This window comes from Brasilonema sp. UFV-L1 (assembly GCF_012912105.1).
GTDB lineage: Bacteria > Cyanobacteriota > Cyanobacteriia > Cyanobacteriales > Nostocaceae > Brasilonema.
The window spans coordinates 41814-60469 of record NZ_QMEA01000001.1; the positions used below are offsets into that span (position 1 = coordinate 41814).

Below are 18656 nucleotides of genomic sequence, written 5' to 3' on the forward strand. Positions count from 1 at the left end.
ACCCTTGTTTGCACTTGCTTAATTTGTTTTGCCATCATTTATTTCCACTTTATTTTTTTTGAGGCTTAAATGAGAAACTTTAGCATTATATATCCAAGGATAGATTTAGGAAAACTATTGAGATTCCAAGAACTCAAAAAAATTGTCCAAAAAAAAGCAGTTTTTAGATCTTAACGAGATTATCTGGAGTTTGTAATTCTTTGTTTGTCAAACATATCAATAAACACAGCAAGGTTATATGGATACTTTTTTTTGTGCAGACCATTCACGAGAAGCAGGAGAAGATATTATTGGTAGTGCCTGCACTCACCAAACTTATATATTAGTGGAGTGTCCTCCACCTTGGACATCGGAAGCTTTTCAATCCAGATGGGTTCCGGAGAATTTGCGGATTTTAATTAAGGAGATTAAACGAAATAAGCTACCCATAAGATTTTTATTGGTTGCTAATAATTTATCTCATAAAGTAGAGCAGACAACTCTATTGATTTATCAAAGAAAACAGGGTTTAAGTCATGGATATCGTAAGCAAGAATTTCAGTTGAAAAATATTGAGCAAGTCGCTGCTGTTGTCAGAAAATGGTTACGAGGTGATTTTTCTGATTATAATATTGATGCTCAAACAAGCACAACCAGAGATATTCTTATTTGTACTCATGGTAGTCATGATAAATGTTGTGCTAGGTATGGCAATCCTTTTCACTTCTATGCGACATCTATAATTTCTAATTTGGAACTAGATAATGTTCGTGTTTGGAAATCTAGTCATTTTGGTGGACATCGATTTGCACCAACTGCGATAGATTTTCCAGATGGAAGATATTATGGGGGTTTGGAGCAAGAATCGTTTCAGTCAATTTTAACTCGTAGTGGTGACATAACATTCTTGAAGAAAGTTTATAGAGGTTGGGGAATTTTGCCAAATTCAATTCAGGTTTTAGAGAGAGAGCTTATTTTTCGTTATGGATGGGATTGGTTTAACTACAAAGTATCAGGCGAAATCATTAATCAGAATCTAGACAAAAATATAATTCTTGCTGAACTGAATTTTGAAAAACCAGATGGTTCTCAATACTGCTATCAAGCAAAGCTAGTCAAAGATGAAACAAAAACTCTAAAACTGAAAGGTTCTTGCAATGCTACGCAAGAATCTGTGTGTACGAAATATGCTGTTGATAGTTTCTGGCTTGCATCTAACCAACCAGCAACTTCTAGTCAAGAAAGTGAAGCTTTGTTGAGCGTTAAGTACATTTGACACAGAAGAATTCAGGAGTCACCTTCTTTTGGGAAACTGATATCTTGCAGCATTCTCAACAAGACCCAAAAAACCGGGTTTATGAACCAGAAATTAAGGTTTACACAAGCAGGTATTCTCAATAAACCCGGTTTTTCACTTCATACAAGATTTGAGGAAATTCAAAATTCTGAACGCGAGTGCGTACACGCAGGATATATGCTGTTTACAGCTAATCAGTGGCATAATATCCCTGTTTATCGACGGGAAAATTTACAACCGGAAGATAGTATTCATGGACCTGCGATTATTGTAGAGAAAATTAGCACAGTTGTTGTTGAACCTGAGTGGGAACCAAGATTAAATGAATGTAATCATCTGATTTTGCAACGTATTTAAAACAGTACACAGTACAGAGTACACAAGAAACAGGGAAGGAGTCACCGAGTCAGGAGTCAGGAGCGGAGCCACCAGCCTCCGGAGCTCCGGTCAGAATAAAAGAGTTAATTGATTCTTCTATTCTGAATTCTGGATTCAGCAATACTGAATACTTCTTCAAACTGATAACTGATACTGCGCTTCCTTGGTAATTGATAACTGGTAACTGTTAAAAAATGTCTAACAACTGATACCGTTTCTTTATGAAGAAACGGTATGACGTTCATCTACTTAATGGTGTAAGTACCCTTTAGAAATTCTGAATTCTGAATTCTGGATTGGTGAGTTCTTTCTTCAGTCATAACATTTATCTTTTCAAAAAGCGCTGACGCAGACGAGAGACAAAAACATTGATTTCTGGTAACTTCATCCATGCGGCAATAACAGTAAAAACGCTGATGCCAACTAAACCAGCAATAGATAATTGCAACAGTTGAATTGGTAAACCATTTTCACCTAAAAACTTTTGTAAAACCTCAAGAGTTCCATAGCTTGCTGCACCAGCTACCACGCTACCAGCAGTCAAACCTAAAATTGGCAAACTCCACTCTAGCCAAGGTAATCCATGAATTTTGCGATCTAGCAACCATAACAACATTAATGTAGAGCTAAGATTGACTCCTACAGTAGTTAACACTAAACCGGGAGCACCTAAATTCAAAACATTGATAAAGCAGAAAGCTAAAACGACGTTTAGAAAGATATTAACACTGCTGATGCGAAAGGGTGTATCGCCATCGCCTAAAGCGTAAAATACCCGAACCAAAACATCACGCGCTAAATAGACAAACATCCCAGTACCATAAGCAATAAGCAGGGAAGATACTAGCTGTGACTCATCTTTTTGGAAAGCACCGCGTTCATAAATCACACGCACAATGGGCACTGCCAAAGTTATCATCAAAGCACCCAAAGGCAGCATGGTAAAAGCAGAAAGAATGAGTCCTTGACGAATGCGTAGTTTCAAATCTCCCCAGTCTTTGGGATCGGTGAGTCGCGAAAATATTGGTAAGAGGGGAACCAAAATCATATTAGAAATAATTCCCAACGGAGTTTGCACCAAAAGACCAGCATTTGCTAGTGCTGAAGCAGCAGATGGAATACCAGACGCAAAAAACAAAATCACCCAGAGATTAATTTGCAGCATCCCAGAAGAAATAGTAGCAGGTCCCATGATTTTCATGACCTCGCTGACTCCAGGAGTGTTGATATTAAATCGCAGACGAAAGCTACCCATACCAGCTTTTGCTTGAGCAATGAGTTGCACTATCCACTGCAGTAAAGCTCCAGTTAAGGTTCCTACAGCTAAAATGACTCCGCCGATGATAGCATTTTCAGGAGCAGTAATTTTGTTACCCAACTGCAACCATAAAATACCCAAGCCAATAATAACGGTGATGCTAGAGAATAACGGACTGATTGAGGGAAGCCAAAATAGATTAGCAGCGTTGAGGGTACCAAAGCCAATACCAATGAGTCCAGCCAAAATTGCCATTGGTGCCATGATCTGGAGTTGTTGAGTTGCGATCGCCTTTATTGCCCCACCTGTTTCCAGATTGTTTAAGCCTGGTGCTACCAAGTCAATCAGATTGCCAGAAAAAAGAACCAAAATAACGGTGAGAATCAGTAGTATAGCACCCACAAGGGTCGTAATTGTCTCCACCAAAGGAGCTGCTTCTTCTTTCGGGCGCTTGGCTAGAACACTGACAATCGCACTATGGAATGGTCCATTAATCCCGCCAAGTAAAATCAACAGAAAACCAGGAATCACGTAGGCATATTGATAGGCATCAGCAACGACACCAAGACCAAAAGCAGCTGCGATCGCCTGCTGGCGAACCAAACCGACGACTTTACTAATGAGAGTACCAACAGCAACAATTCCTGCAATTGAGGCAACAGAACGAGAGACTTTTTGTTCTTGTGTCACAAATTGTACCTGACAACTTTATTGAAGGCGCGTATCTGGGAACATTTAACCTGAAATTTCGTAGTTTGTCAGGATAGTTTAGACAAAATCAGAAATATGGCGGTGTCAGTGAGCAATGTCCTAGTAGACTATTTTATTGACAAAACCAGACATTTACTGACAAACCGCTTCACAAAACCGTCTACCAATTTTTGCGAAAATTTACATCAACCGACTAGACCTACCTGCATAAGTGATGTGATGATTTGAAACATACCTAGTACAGTATCTATTTTTAGAACGGTACACAGTAAACAGTACACAATGAACAGTGATAACTAATAACTAATAACTAGTAACTGATAACTGGTAACTGATAACTGATAACTGTTAAATGATAAAATGGAGAACTACAATGACAGTCAATTCTAAAAGCACTATAGTTCAACCAGGTCAGGGTTCCACATATTTGTTTTGGGGTGACTTGTACACTTTTTTGGCTGTGGGAGAAGATACAGGTGGAGCATATTCCTTAACCGAGGTCATACTGCAACCGCAAAGCATAACACCACTCCACATGCATGACCAAGCAGACGAAGCGCACTACATTCTTGACGGGGAGGTTGAGTACCAACTTGATGAGAAAACTATCGTTGCAACTCCAGGAACCTTTCTTCAATTGCCCAAAGGTCAAAGCCACGGTTTTAAGAACAATGGGTCAAAGCCTGCTAAAATGCTAATACACGCCACACCAGCAGGACCTGAGCAGTTTTTTGCAGAACTTGGACAGCCAGTACACTTACCAATAAACGAAGAAGAAATACGCAGTCTCAGTCAACCACCAAGTCCTGACGAAATTGAAAAAGCTATTGAACTCGCTACGACAAAGTATGGGACAAAAGTTGTGACTCTTACTTCTAGTTCTGGCAGTTAGAGTTGAGTTTTTGCTTAAGCATACGCTGGACTAGCGTAAATCAGCACCCATAACCAGGCAAGAACCAAAATCGCGAGCAATCCCAATATACGGAGTAGGATTTTTTTCATAAGCTTGCCATTTGTGAGCAGTTAGTTGCTTAGCACTAACTACTCACAACTCACTACTTCCAATCCTTACCAATCCGGATTGTGATATCTGATTCTAGATCACCAGTGGCTGACACTTCAACATGACCTAAACCTAACATTTGCTGTAATTGTTCTCCTGCTTGTCGGTTTCCTTTTTGGACAATAATCTTAGTTTCACTTCGGTCATCAGACCAATCTGGGACAGCGTAAGCTTTCGCAAATCCTTGCTGTTTGAGACGATTGAGAACCTGTTGAGTCAGTTGGGGTTTTTTGGAAGCATTCTGAATAGCAATTTTGAGGCTAGTGGGTGGTTTGGCAGTTGAGGACATACCTCCTATTGTGACTCCAGCATAATCCTCAAGTAAGTCAACTCGCCCAGTGAGATCTAACCAGTAGCTATCGGGATCTTGACTCAGACGGCTGAAAATTCCAGGTAATATGGTCATCTGGTAATTATCTCGCTCTAAGTTCAAGCCAAAGTTGACCAGTGCCATCATTTCTTCTAGTTTCAGGTTCGTGTCGAAGTGTCTTCGCATGACGCGAATCAGTTGAGGCAATCTGGATAAAACAGTAGGACTATTTAGGCGATCGCGCAATCCGTTAAGAAGTGTTTGCTGTCGCTGGACTCTTTCCAAATCGCCCATTGCTGGTTCGCGAAACCGCACAAATTGTTCTGCTTGTTCGCCATTCAATGTTTGCCAGCCGTTGACTAAGTTAATCGAAAATTGTGTCGTCGGATCTTTGGAAACCATTGTTTTAGGAACAAAAACTTCTACTCCACCCAACTGATCCACTAGGCGTCGTAATCCACTGGTGGAAATGCGAATATAGCGGTCAATCGGTGCATTACTGAGAGTACGGCTGACAACCCGCGCCGCCAAGACTCGACCTCCTTCGGCGTTGGCACCAGATACCTTTGTTAATCCTTTTTCTGGAATAACTGTCATGGTATCTTTGGGAATAGAAAGTACCCGGATTGTTTTGTTGCTTGGGTTAAGTCGTATCAGCAGTATTGTATCGCTATGACCTGCAAAACTTTCTGGAGAACCATCTACACTCTTGGGTACTGGCTCAATACCCATGACCAAGATATTCATTGGTCGAGTCAGACGATATTGTGAAATGTTACTCCATAACTCCCCTGGTAGAGGTGTTTTTTGCTCTTTTGAGCTTAATGCTAATTCTTCATCTGTTCGATCTATGTCACTCCATAGGGGAGTCCAAAGTGCCAGACTCGATACCAACAAACCCGACAAAGTGGTTCCTGTAACAACTGTCAGTATCCAAAAGAGCCATCGAGGCATGGCTAATCCCAGCCGATGGTATAGTTGGCTGGGAATAGAACCCGTAGATACGAAGTTACGGGAAGTCTTTTGTTGCTTTGTGACGACTACCCCATTTGGGGATTTTTGTAATTGACTTGATGTACTCTTATGTTCTTGACTTGCTACTTGTTTAACCACAATACTCTCCCCACTCATCCACTCCCTAAACGTAATCTTAATGCAAGCTATGAATCTTGCCCGTGAATAACGTCACCTAAAGTCTGAAGTCTTAAGTGTAAATTTTTCATCTTAGCTTTCTTTGACAACAAGCTCCTAGAGTCACTCTATATCTTTATTTTCACGCTTTTTTGCCGTACATCTGTGTCATCTCCTCTGACTTGGTTCAAGCATCTTTATACTTCATTACTTTGATTTGTCACAGTACACTTGTAATGTTGTTTAGTAAGTTTTACTGACCTCATGACTAGAGCATTGTTCCCTGTTATCCTTGCTGGTGGTAAAGGAGAGCGTTTTTGGCCCCTGAGTCGTCAAAATCGACCTAAGCAATTTTTGAATCTTGATGGGACGAATAGAAGTCTCCTACAAGCAACTGCTGACCGACTGTTGACACTTGCAGGCGGTTGGGACAATTTATGGGTAATCACTTCTGGTCAGATCGCGCAAGGAGTTAAAGAACAACTACCACAACTGCTATCAGACAACTTACTTGTTGAATCGCAAGGAAGGGACACTGCAGCAGCAGTTGCTTGGACCAGTTTGGAAATTCAAAAGCGTTACGGAGATGATGCTGTTATTGGTTTTTTCCCTGCTGACCACTGGATTGCTGACCAAGAAGCATTTGTATGCACTATCAACGCAGCTACAGAGCTTGCAACAACTCAAGCGGCTATTGTTACACTGGGCATTAAGCCTACGTTTCCATCAACTGGTTACGGCTACATTGAACAAGGTGAAAAGATTGGTAGATTTAATGACTTGCCAGCTTATCACGTCAACCGTTTTACTGAAAAGCCTGACCGTCAAACGGCAGAAAGTTTTCTCTCTACAGGACGTTTTAGCTGGAATAGCGGTATGTTTGTTTTTCGAGCGGGTGTTGTTCTGGCAGAACTGCACAAATACGCTCCAGAAATTATTGAACCGATAGAAAAGTATGGTCCTGATATCTACCAAAAGCTACCTAAGAAAAGTATAGACTATGCTTTGATGGAAAAGACAGATATTGCTTATGTTTTGCCAGCAGAATTTGGTTGGGATGATTTGGGAGATTGGAATGCGATCGAGCGTTTACTGAAAAAAGAAGGCACTCCCAACGTTGAATTGGCGACTCATGTCGGATTGGATACACAGGGATCTGTTGTCTATTCCACAAATGATGAGGATGTGATTGTGACCATTGGGTTAGAAGATATCGTCATTGTGCGCGATCGCAACGTTACCCTGATTGTCAAAAAAGACCGTACCCAAGAAATTAAGCAAGTCCTCAAAACCTTACAAGGCGATCCCCGATTTGCTGACTTACTTTAAAACTTAAAACCCTTGGCAGAGGCGCATTAGGTGTATCAACCAGTATAACTTTTGTGTCTGTTATTTCATTTGAACAATTATGCAAATCAGTCGTTATGAGCCTCTAGCCAAGAGCATGGCAATAAACTGCATTATTGCTCGAGAAAGGTGGATTTCTGTGTACAAAAGATTTTTATTTCCCCATCGTCTAATAGACGATGGGGATTTCTGCTTAAATCACTTGACATTCCCATACCCAAAAGGAATGGGATTCTTGGACTCAAAGTGCCTCTTTCAGTTGCCCTACTTAAGGTCTTACACTCTGATGTACCTAGTCTTGCAACTAGCTTCTCAAGCGTTAGTTTCCGTGTGCCCCACGGTACTGAACACAATCATACCACAGCACTGATAATTGCTCTTTTCCTGTTCTGACTACATCCTTTTGCTCTTACGGTTCAATAAAACTATGTTTCTCACCCAAACTGTTCCTCGTCAAAGAGAAATTCTTGAAGTCCTGCTTCGTAATGGTTGGGACTATATGCGACGACTCCTGACTGGAGGAAAAGCCGATGAACCTCAGCTACCCACACCTGCTGTTTTAAAAAATATTTTGGTGGATTTAGGACCAGTTTACATCAAGCTAGGTCAGTTAATGTCTACCCGTCCAGACCTACTGAGTTCAGCATACATAGACGAATTATCAACACTACAAGATGAAGTACCGCCAGTTTCTTGGGCGGAAGTAGAAGTCGTTATTCGTAAACAGCTAAAACGTCCTTTAGAAGAAACCTTCGCCACAATAAATGCTATCCCAGTTGCAGCAGGCTCGATTGCTCAGACACACAAAGCTACACTTGCAAATGGTCAAGAAGTTGCTCTTAAGGTGCAACGTCCAGGAATAGATATCACTGTTCCCCAGGATATTGCCTTAATTCAAGGTATTGCCGATTTAGTCGCTCGTACCGAATTTGGTCAGACTTATGAAATCAAATCTATAGCTGAAGAATTTACCAAAGCCCTAGAAGCAGAGTTAGATTTTACAACAGAAGCAGGCTTCACCGACCAGTTACGACGCAATTTATCCCAGAGTCGCTGGTTTGATCCCACACAACTCGTCGTTGCTGAAATTTTCTGGGATTTAACCACAGCAAAATTACTCGTGATGGAGTGGCTAGACGGAGTTCCCTTGTTGTCAGCAGATTTTAGCCTCGACAAAAATGGCAAAGATCCAGCCGAAGAACGCAAAGCAATTACGACATTACTGTTTAGAGCTTTCTTTCAGCAACTGTATATTGATGGCTTCTTTCACGCTGATCCCCATCCTGGAAACTTATTTTATCTCAAAGATGGTCGCGTTGCTCTTTTAGATTGTGGCATGGTGGGAAGGCTTGACCCCCGTACACAAGGCATATTAATAGAAATGTTGTTGGCAATTGTAGATCTGGATGCGAGGCGGTGTGCTCAGTTAACTTTACAACTGGCGGAGTCTACACAGCCAGTGATTATGGTTCAACTAGAAAATGATTATGACCGGATGCTGCGAAAGTATTACAACTTAAGCGTAGCGCAACTTAATTTCAGTCAAATTATCTACGAACTTCTGCAAATCGCCCGTAACAATAAAATCCGCTTGCCCAGTAACATGGGTTTGTATGCCAAAACTCTGGCGAACTTAGAGGGAGTCGCACGGGGATTTAATCCAGAGTTGAACTTTATTGATGAAATTCAGCCATTGCTGACAGATTTGTTTCGCCGACAGTTGCTTGGGGATACTCCTGTGCGATCGCTCCTCAGAACAGCTTTAGATCTCAAAAGCCTCTCTTTACAATCTCCTCGACTCCTAGAGGTACTGCTAGAACGAATTACCTCAGAATCTTTACAATGGAATTTATCAGTGCGAGGTTTAGATAGCTTACGCCGAACCACAGATGATGCTGCAAATCGTCTTTCTTTTAGTATCTTAGTCGGTTCACTGATTATGGGTGCAGCAATTATTTCTAGCAATGCACGGACTTCAGAGTTATCTTTTTTAAGCAATGTGTTGTTTGCTACTGCTAGTTTGTTGGGGCTTTGGTTAATTATCAGTATTTTGCGCTCAGGACGACTACGTTAAAACAGTGACCAGTGACCAGTGAAGGAGTCAGGAGGAGCCAGCGCCGGGGTGAGGCAGCGCGGTCTTGGGGGTTCCCCCCATGAGCGACTGCCGAAAGGGTTTCCCGACAGCCAGGCGTCTGGCATTCAGGAGTCAGGAGTCAGGAGCGGAGCCACCAGCCTCCGGAGCTCCGGTCAGAATAAAAGAGTTAATTGATTCTTCTATTCTGAATTCTGGATTCAGCAATACTGAATACTTCTTCAAACTGATAACTGATAACTGTTAACAAGACTTACGCAACATCGCTATCAAACCCGGTTTCTTCTTTGTATTTGGTTGTAAAACAGAGGATTTTTGCTAGAAACCGGGTTTATTTGCATATTGAAGCTGGAAATTACGGTTATTGGATTTGATGCATATAAGAAAATTAATGTCAATCTGTAAAAGATAATTAATATTAATAGCAAGTATTCATACCTCAGACAGATTTTTATAACATATGTTTAGTGAGGTGTTGGAAATTCGTTATAGTTTATACGACATATCTTATGCACCTACCTGTCGCACTGCAAAGTTTCTTTCTGGCGTCACTATATTGGTATGCTTTTTGTGTAGAAACGCCATTGGAACTGATAGCAAGTCGTAGTAAAGATAGTAGTAAAGATAATTGATATAGATTTTCATGCCCCTGCGCCGCCATGTCCACCGAACAGTTAACCAGAGAAAGCGATCATTTAGATTTAAAACAGTTACTCAAAACGCTGGTAGCTGTTAAAAAAGGTGACTTTTCTGCACGTATGCCAATAGACCAAACTGGTATGGCAGGAAAAATCTCTGATACGCTCAACGATATTATTGAACAAAATGAGCGGCTAACAGCAGAGCTACAAAGAATTAGCCATGTTGTTGGTAAAGATGGCAGAATTAGTGAACGCGCTTCTTTAGGAAATGCTCGTGGTTCTTGGTCAGATTGTGTGAATTCTGTCAATACACTAGTGACAGATTTGGTTCAGCCGACAGCGGAAACAGCGCGTGTGATTCGGGCTGTGGCAAATGGGGACTTATCCCAGGCGATCGCCCCAGAAATAGAAGGTAGACCTCTCAAAGGAGAATTTCTGCAAACAGCCCAAATGGTCAATACAATGGTAGGGCAGTTAAACTCGTTTGCCAGCGAGGTGACACGAGTCGCGAGGGAAGTAGGAACTGAAGGAAAGCTGGGAGTGAAAGCAGATGTTCCCGGTGTCGCTGGAACTTGGAAGGACTTGACAGACAGCGTGAATTTAATGGCGGGAAACTTAACCGCACAAGTTCGTAATATTGCTGAAGTCACGACGGCTGTGGCAAATGGCGATCTCTCGAAGAAAATTACTGTTGATGTCAACGGTGAAATTCTGGAGTTGAAAAACACGATCAACACAATGGTGGATCAACTCAATTCCTTCGCGTCGGAAGTGACGCGAGTCGCCAGGGAAGTGGGAACCGAAGGAAAGCTGGGCGTACAAGCAGAAGTGCAGGGTGTGGCGGGAACTTGGAAAGACTTAACTGATAACGTGAACTTGATGGCGGGTTCTTTAACCGCGCAGGTACGGAATATTGCTGAAGTGACGACGGCGATCGCCAACGGTGATCTCTCCAAAAAAATTACTGTTGATGTTAGAGGTGAAATTCTAGAACTTAAGAACACCATCAATATCATGGTGGATCAGTTGAGTTCCTTCGCGTCGGAAGTAACACGAGTTGCAAGAGAAGTCGGATCTGAAGGAAAGCTAGGCGTACAAGCAGATGTCAAAGGTGGTGCTGGTACGTGGAAAGATTTAACCGACAGCGTGAACTTCATGGCGGGTTCCCTAACAGCGCAGGTACGGAACATCGCTGAAGTGACGACAGCTGTCGCCAATGGTGACCTCTCCAAAAAAATCACCGTTGATGTCAAAGGCGAAATTCGAGAACTCAAGAATACCATCAACACAATGGTAGATCAACTCAACTCCTTCGCAGGTGAAGTGACGCGGGTGGCGAGGGAAGTCGGTGCAGAAGGAAAGCTGGGCGTACAAGCTGAAGTACGAGGCGTTGCTGGGACTTGGAAAGATTTGACTGATAGTGTAAACTTCATGGCAGGTTCCTTAACAGCACAAGTGCGGAATATTGCCGAAGTGACCACGGCTGTAGCAACAGGTGACCTCTCGAAAAAAATTACTGTCGATGTTAAAGGCGAAATTTTAGAGCTGAAAAATACCATCAACACAATGGTGGATCAACTCAGTTCCTTTGCATCGGAAGTGACGCGAGTTGCTAGGGAAGTGGGAACCGAAGGAAAGCTGGGTGTACAAGCAGATGTTAAAGGTGTTGCTGGTACATGGAAGGATTTGACCGACAGTGTGAACTTTATGGCGGGTTCTTTAACCGCGCAGGTACGAAACATTGCTGAAGTGACCACAGCTATAGCAAACGGTGACCTTTCTAAGAAAATCACCGTGCAGGTGAAAGGCGAAATTTTGGAGTTGAAAAACACCATCAATATTATGGTGGATCAGCTCAACTCCTTTGCATCGGAAGTGACGCGGGTGGCGAGGGAAGTCGGTGCAGAAGGAAAGCTGGGCGTACAAGCTGAAGTCAAAGGCGTTGGGGGTACTTGGAAAGATTTAACTGACAGTGTAAACTTTATGGCGGGTTCCTTGACAGCGCAGGTGCGAAATATTGCCGCAGTCACCACCGCTGTCGCAACAGGTGACCTCTCGAAGAAAATTACTGTTGATGTCAAAGGTGAAATTTTAGAGTTGAAAAACACCGTTAACACAATGGTAGATCAACTTAATTCCTTTGCATCGGAAGTCACGCGGGTGGCGAGGGAAGTGGGAACAGAAGGAAAGCTGGGCGTGCAAGCCGAAGTACGAGGTGTTGCAGGTACTTGGAAAGATTTAACCGACAGCGTGAACTCGATGGCAGGTTCTTTAACCGCGCAGGTACGGAATATTGCCGAGGTGACGACGGCTGTGGCAAATGGTGACCTTTCTAAGAAAATTACTGTTGATGTTAAAGGTGAGATTTTGGAATTGAAGAATACCATCAATACAATGGTGGATCAACTCAATTCTTTCGCATCAGAGGTGACGCGAGTCGCCAGAGAAGTGGGAACAGAAGGTAAACTAGGTGGTCAAGCACAAGTTGTCGGTGTAGCGGGTACCTGGAAAGATTTGACTGACAATGTGAACTCGATGGCGGGGAACTTGACGGCACAAGTGCGAGGTATTGCCAAAGTTGTGACGGCGGTTGCGAATGGAGACTTAAAGCGGAAACTCACACTCGACGCCAAAGGTGAAATTGAAACTTTGGCAGAAACAATTAATGAGATGATTGGTACTCTGGCGACGTTTGCTAACCAAGTGACAACCGTGGCGCGTGAAGTGGGGATTGAAGGTAAATTAGGTGGACAAGCGAAAGTGCCTGGGGCTGCAGGAACTTGGAAAGATTTAACCGACAATGTGAACGAACTGGCTGCGACTCTCACGACTCAATTGCGGGCGATCGCCGAAGTTGCAACTGCTGTCACCAAAGGCGACTTAACACGCTCAATTTCTGTTGAGGCGCAAGGTGAAGTCGCCATGCTTAAAGATTACATCAACCAGATGATTGCTAACCTGCGAGAGACAACGCAGAAAAATACTGAACAAGACTGGTTAAAAACTAACCTAGCCAAGTTTACCCGCATGCTTCAAGGTCAACGCGACCTAGAAACAGTTTCTAAACTTATTCTCTCTGAATTAGCACCGTTGGTAGGAGGTGCTCATGGTGTCTTCTATATCATGGATACTATTGATGAGTCACAAAATTTGAAGTTACTAAGCAGCTATGCTTATCGTGAGCGTAAGCATCTTGCTAACCGCTTCCACTTAGGTGAAGGTTTGGTAGGACAATGCGCTTTGGAAAAAGAACGCATTCTGCTGACAGAGGTACCACATGATTATATCAAGATTAGCTCTGGTTTAGGCGAAGCAACTCCTCTCAATGTCGTTGTCTTACCTGTCTTGTTTGAAGGACAAGTCACAGCAGTTGTTGAACTCGCTTCATTCCGACGCTTTAGCGAAATTCATCTGTCATTCTTTGACCAATTGACAGAAAGTATAGCGATTGTCTTGAATACCATCGCAGCCAGTATGCGTACTGAAGAGTTACTCAAACAGTCGCAGTCTTTGGCACAAGAATTACAAAGTCAGCAAAACGAACTTAGGGAAACAAACAAGCGCCTCGAACAACAAGCTCAATCGCTCAAAGCCTCAGAAGATTTACTGAAGAAACAGCAAGAAGAATTACAACAAACGAACGCCGAACTAGAAGAAAGGTCGGAATTATTAGCTTTACAAAACAAAGAAGTAGAGCGCAAAAATAATGAAATTGAACAGACAAGCCGAGAATTAGAAGAGAAAGCAGAACAATTAGCACTCTCGTCAAAATACAAGTCTGAGTTTTTGGCGAATATGTCTCATGAATTACGGACACCACTAAACAGCTTGTTGATTTTGGCGAAATTGCTAGCAGATAACGTTGAGCAAAATCTCACAGCGAAACAAGTTGAATATAGCTATACAATTTACTCATCAGGAAACGACCTTTTAACGCTGATCAATGACATTTTGGATTTGGCAAAAATCGAATCTGGAACGATGTCAATTGACATAGACCAGATGCTGTTGACAGAATTACAAGAACATCTAGAGCGAACTTTTCGACAAGTCGCGATTAACAAAGGACTCGATTTTCCCATTGACTTTGCCCCTCAACTACCGAGAAGCATCCACACCGATGCCAAACGCTTACAACAAGTTTTGAAAAATTTGCTCGCTAATGCTTTTAAGTTTACAGAACATGGAGAAGTCCGCTTACGCGTCTTTGTCGCAACTCAAGGGTGGAGTCGCGATCACGAAACTTTGAATCGCGCTCAAACTGTGATAGCATTTGCAGTTAGCGATACAGGCATTGGTATTGCTCCAGATAAGCAAAAAATCATTTTTGAGGCGTTTCAACAAGCTGATGGCACCACAAGTCGCAGATATGGCGGTACGGGGTTAGGCTTATCAGTCAGTCGCGAAATTACTCGTCTTCTTGGTGGAGAAATTAAACTTCAAAGTCGTCTTGGAGAAGGTAGCACTTTTACACTATACTTACCCCAGTCGCATCCCTCTCATCGAGAGATGAGTAAGATGAGTCAGATGGAGACGATCAGCCAGACGAGGACGATCAGCCAGATGAGGGAGCAACATTCCTCTGATTCTCTTCATCTTCCTGCTTCCGTCACCACATCACCCAACCACCAAATTACAACTCCTCTGTTAGACGACAGAGGAAATATTGAACAAGGCGAACGTGTACTTCTGATCATCGAAGATGACATTAATTTTGCCCGAATCCTTTTAGACATGGCACGACAACAAGAATTTAAAGCCATTGTCGCTCATGGTGGCAGTGCAGGCTTAACACTGGCACAACAATTTCAACCTTCAGCTATCATCTTAGATATCCGCTTACCAGGAATGGATGGTTGGACAGTCCTAGATCGCCTCAAGCATGATCCCAGCACTCGTCATATTCCAGTACATATTATGACCGTTGAGGAGGGACGCCAGCGTGGATTGCAACTAGGTGCAATTGCTTATATACAAAAACCAGTTAATAGTGAGGCGTTGTCTCAAGCATTAAGCAAAATCAAAGGTTTTGTTGAACGCCGAGTGAAAAATCTCTTGGTTGTGGAAGACGACGATCATCAACGCCATAGCATTGTAGAATTGATTGGCAACACCGATGTTGCAACCACTGCTGTGAAAACAGGTGCAGAAGCGCTAAAAGCTGTACAGAACGAATATTTTGATTGTGTCGTTCTTGATTTGGGTTTACCTGATATGAGCGGATTTGAACTCATCGAAAGAATCAAACAACATCCCAGTGGTGAAACACTACCAATTATTGTTTATACAGCAAGAGAGTTAAGTCGAGCAGAAGATACTCAACTAAGGCGCATGGCAGAGACAATAATTATTAAAGATGTGCGATCGCCCGAACGTCTCCTTGATGAAACAGCTTTATTTCTCCATAGAGTTCAAGCAAATTTACCTGCGCCCAAACGACAAATTTTAGAACAGTTGCATTCCAATGATCCTGTCCTTGTGGGCAAAAAAGTTCTCATCGTAGATGATGATGTGCGTAATATATTTGCTCTGACGAGCATGCTAGAGCGTTATCAAATGCAAGTCTCATATGCTGAAAATGGTAGAGATGCCATTCAAGTTTTGCAAAACACACCAGACATTGATGTCGTTTTGATGGATGTCATGATGCCAGAAATGGATGGTTACGAAACAACCCGCCTGATTCGGCAGAATAACCAATTTAAATCTCTACCAATTATTGCACTGACCGCAAAGGCAATGCAAGGCGATAGAGAAAAGTGTATTGAAGCAGGCGCATCAGACTACATCACCAAACCTGTAGACATCGAACAGTTGCTTTCGCTGTTGCGCGTTTGGTTATATGCTTGAGCTTCAATAAGTCGCTCAACCTAATTAAACGTAAAATATCATTACGTATTCAAAGCAAAGCATTTCTAATAGTATCAGTGTCCAACTCTAAAATTGTTGCTATCTCTTGAATGCTCATCCCTCGTTGCACAAGCTTGGGCAAAATTTTCAACTTAGCTTTTATTTCACCTTCTTCTTCACCTTCTGCTTTTGCTTCTTGATAAACTCTAGTCCCTTTCAGCAAGTTTAAATTCAACATAGTTTCTATTTCCTCCCGGCTTAAGTTAGGAAATTTGTAGACTACGATTGTCTCTATAAATTCTAGAACTTTTCTTTGGTAAGAAGTGTCTGTCAATTCTTCCTTAGCTTTATTAATTAGCGTTTTGGCAAATTCTCCGGCTTTGTTCTCGGTTTCTACAATTAAGCGTACAATTCCGACTGCCAGAGAATCATCTGGTACATCTTTAAGTTCGTCTAAATAAAAGCGACGTAGATGAGGTTCCAACAAGGAACGATAACGTAGGGGACAACTGCGTTCATTGCTGCGTTTGTCATAAATAACTATTGCGAACCAGTTATGATTCAGTGGCTGATATTGGGTGAAGTAAAGGAAAATACTTGTAAACAGTCGGTCATAAAATTCTTCATCTTTGTAAAACTGAATCTCTACAAAGTACAGTGGTTCATTCGGAAATTCTTCAATAGGAGAAAATACTCCATCTAATCGGAAGCTTTTTTGTTTAATTTCTGGTGCGGTAAACTCATAGGTATTGATGTTAATACCAGGTTTGCCAATGATTTCAAAAAAGATGTTGGGAAATTCTTTAAATATCTCGTAGAAAATTGCATCTGTCTTCATACCGCCGACTGTGCGGATTTAGCCACAATATCCCAGTTGACTTTCATGTAGCCTGAATCAACATGAGTAAAATGTGAACTCAATTGCTGATGGGCTTTTGGCAAAGCGTGGAACCCAATTGATGGGTACAAGTGGTGTTCTGCATGAAATGGCATATTCCACATGAAAAATCGCACAGGTAACAGCGTCAGCGTTGTGCGTGTATTCGTCAGCAGATTAGCGTCAAGAGTGCAACCTGTATGTTCCGCCAGCAGAATAAAACGTAGAATCGGTTGTCCAATCAAAAGCGGTAGCAGCCAATAAAGCACGAACCAAGGCTGCTTGACTGCAATTGAGAGGGCGATCGCCCCTGCATATACAGCCAATTGTAATCGAGTCGAGCGAATTACTGCGGCTCGTGCAGTTTCTGGCACAAATGGGCAATCCTCAAGTAAACCGAGTGCAGCGCGAAAATGCCCGCGTATCTTTCCTTTCCACCAAGGTAAACCGCTAATTATCAACAAATATTTACCTAAGTTGCTCGGCTTAGGATCAGTTAATTCCGGATCTTTGTCAGGAACGCGAGTGTAGAGGTGGTGCCACTTGTGGTAGTATCGAAAAAATGTACTGTTGTAAAATGACAACAAACCTGCGCACCAAGCAACAGCATCATTTAAAGAATTGCTAACGAAAACTGTTCTGTGACCACATTCGTGCATAGGTGCAAACATCGAAGCGATACTAAAGCCGTAGATCACAAGTGCTGGTATTGCCAGCCACCAATTGCCAAAATTCGTTGCCCACAAATAGCCACTGCATCCGGTGACAGTTAGATGCATAGCCAGTTGAATCAGCCCTTTCCAGTTAGAGCGATCGCTCAAAACCCTTAATTCTTGCACACTAAGAATCTGGCGACAATTATGCTGCTTGTCCGTTTTGCAAGCCAAAGATTCACCTTGAGTCATTCTTTAACTCACTCAACCTCAAGTTGTGCTGCTGTCACTGCATCAAAAGCAAAAGCCAAAACCAGAGGTATTGGACATTTAAATAAGTAAGTGGAAACGACAGCTACAATTGTGCCAAACACTGCTGAGATTGACCAAAATTTCTCTTCGTATGTCAGTCCCTTTTGAGCTTTAATCACTCTCAAAGTATGGGTTGGAATTGGCTCAGGCATCACTGCCCCTGGAGGAAATGCCCAGTAGTTATTACACCGCTCCTCAAATACATCTGTCCAGCCATTTTCTTGGCACCATTCCTCAATCCATTCATTGCGATAATGTTTCATATTGGAACTGGGAAGTCGATTTAGCATAATCTTTAGAAACTAAATATAAATTTCAAAGTTCTTTCTGGCAAGTCTACCAATCGGTAGAAAACTCAAGATTTTTGAATCCAAATCAAGCTTTGTCAATCACCAAAAAGACTTGTCATACAGTTAAATTGAAGCTTTTCTCAATTCACAGGCTAACAGTCTTTAAAATCTTTTTGCATGAAAAGAAAATAAACTTTACTTGGAAGTTTGAAATGTAATAATTCTAAACACAATCGCGACTCATGATTTGAAAAACACATAGTCTTTATCAAGTCATCTGTCAAGTTTTGTAACAGGTATGAAATGTATATCTACCTTAAGAATTAGTTTGAAAAATAAACTTTTATGAATCAACGAATTTGAGAATTCAATATTCAGTACGTGTCTTGCGTGTACGCTACAAAGAACAGAAGTTATACCAGTTTGAAAAAAGAATGCGACACATGGGGTTGAAAACTTTTAAACCC

Annotated in this window: 11 protein-coding genes and 1 pseudogene; 6 read left to right on the forward strand and 6 right to left on the reverse strand. The window is 42.1% G+C overall.

Translation table 11 applies throughout. The features are described from left to right. Window positions 1–238 precede the first annotated feature (238 nt). Both DP117_RS00165 and DP117_RS00170 read left to right on the forward strand, forming a co-directional pair. Window positions 239–1255: a sucrase ferredoxin gene (locus DP117_RS00165; RefSeq protein ID WP_169216320.1), complete on the forward strand. Its 1017-nt coding sequence runs from the start codon at window positions 239–241 to the stop codon at window positions 1253–1255. A gap of 102 nt (window positions 1256–1357) precedes the next feature. Beyond that, window positions 1358–1633 (forward strand): annotated as a pseudogene (locus DP117_RS00170) (hydantoinase/oxoprolinase family protein); the annotation flags it as partial. Between the two features lie 346 nt (window positions 1634–1979). Here the strand turns inward: DP117_RS00170 and murJ are convergent. Next, complete coding sequence (murJ, locus tag DP117_RS00175; protein ID WP_169216321.1) at window positions 1980–3602, reverse strand: murein biosynthesis integral membrane protein MurJ; 1623 nt, start codon at window positions 3600–3602, stop codon at window positions 1980–1982. Window positions 3603–3996: 394 nt separating this feature from the next. On the opposite strand from murJ, the gene DP117_RS00180 reads away from it, so the two are divergent. Continuing rightward, window positions 3997–4515 (forward strand): cupin domain-containing protein, encoded by a 519-nt coding sequence (locus DP117_RS00180; protein ID WP_169216322.1) that lies wholly within the window; start codon window positions 3997–3999, stop codon window positions 4513–4515. 163 nt (window positions 4516–4678) lie between these two features. Here the strand turns inward: DP117_RS00180 and DP117_RS00185 are convergent, their stop codons facing one another. After that, window positions 4679–6109: an LCP family protein gene (locus DP117_RS00185; protein WP_169216323.1), complete on the reverse strand. Its 1431-nt coding sequence runs from the start codon at window positions 6107–6109 to the stop codon at window positions 4679–4681. 282 nt (window positions 6110–6391) lie between these two features. Between DP117_RS00185 and DP117_RS00190 the strand changes: the two genes are divergently transcribed. Beyond that, window positions 6392–7456, forward strand: coding sequence for a mannose-1-phosphate guanylyltransferase (locus DP117_RS00190; RefSeq protein ID WP_169216324.1), 1065 nt, complete (start codon window positions 6392–6394; stop codon window positions 7454–7456). A 445-nt stretch (window positions 7457–7901) separates the two neighbouring features. Beyond that, entirely contained in the window at window positions 7902–9548 is a 1647-nt protein-coding gene (locus tag DP117_RS00195) for an AarF/ABC1/UbiB kinase family protein (RefSeq protein ID WP_169216325.1), read from the forward strand. A 525-nt stretch (window positions 9549–10073) separates the two neighbouring features. On the opposite strand, the gene DP117_RS00200 is transcribed toward DP117_RS00195, so the two are convergent. After that, window positions 10074–10211, reverse strand: coding sequence for a hypothetical protein (locus DP117_RS00200; RefSeq protein WP_169216326.1), 138 nt, complete (start codon window positions 10209–10211; stop codon window positions 10074–10076). 14 nt (window positions 10212–10225) lie between these two features. On the opposite strand from DP117_RS00200, the gene DP117_RS00205 reads away from it, so the two are divergent. Beyond that, window positions 10226–16057, forward strand: coding sequence for a HAMP domain-containing protein (locus DP117_RS00205; protein WP_169216327.1), 5832 nt, complete (start codon window positions 10226–10228; stop codon window positions 16055–16057). A gap of 49 nt (window positions 16058–16106) precedes the next feature. On the opposite strand, the gene DP117_RS00210 is transcribed toward DP117_RS00205, so the two are convergent. From DP117_RS00210 to DP117_RS00220, 3 genes are read right to left on the reverse strand one after another with little or no spacing between them, the layout of a single operon-like run. Then, window positions 16107–16895 (reverse strand): Rpn family recombination-promoting nuclease/putative transposase, encoded by a 789-nt coding sequence (locus DP117_RS00210; RefSeq protein WP_169216328.1) that lies wholly within the window; start codon window positions 16893–16895, stop codon window positions 16107–16109. Next, complete coding sequence (locus tag DP117_RS00215) at window positions 16892–17839, reverse strand: fatty acid desaturase family protein (protein WP_169216329.1); 948 nt, start codon at window positions 17837–17839, stop codon at window positions 16892–16894. The genes DP117_RS00210 and DP117_RS00215 overlap by 4 nt, the downstream gene beginning before the upstream one ends. A gap of 8 nt (window positions 17840–17847) precedes the next feature. After that, complete coding sequence (locus DP117_RS00220) at window positions 17848–18162, reverse strand: hypothetical protein (protein ID WP_169216330.1); 315 nt, start codon at window positions 18160–18162, stop codon at window positions 17848–17850. Window positions 18163–18656 lie beyond the last annotated feature (494 nt).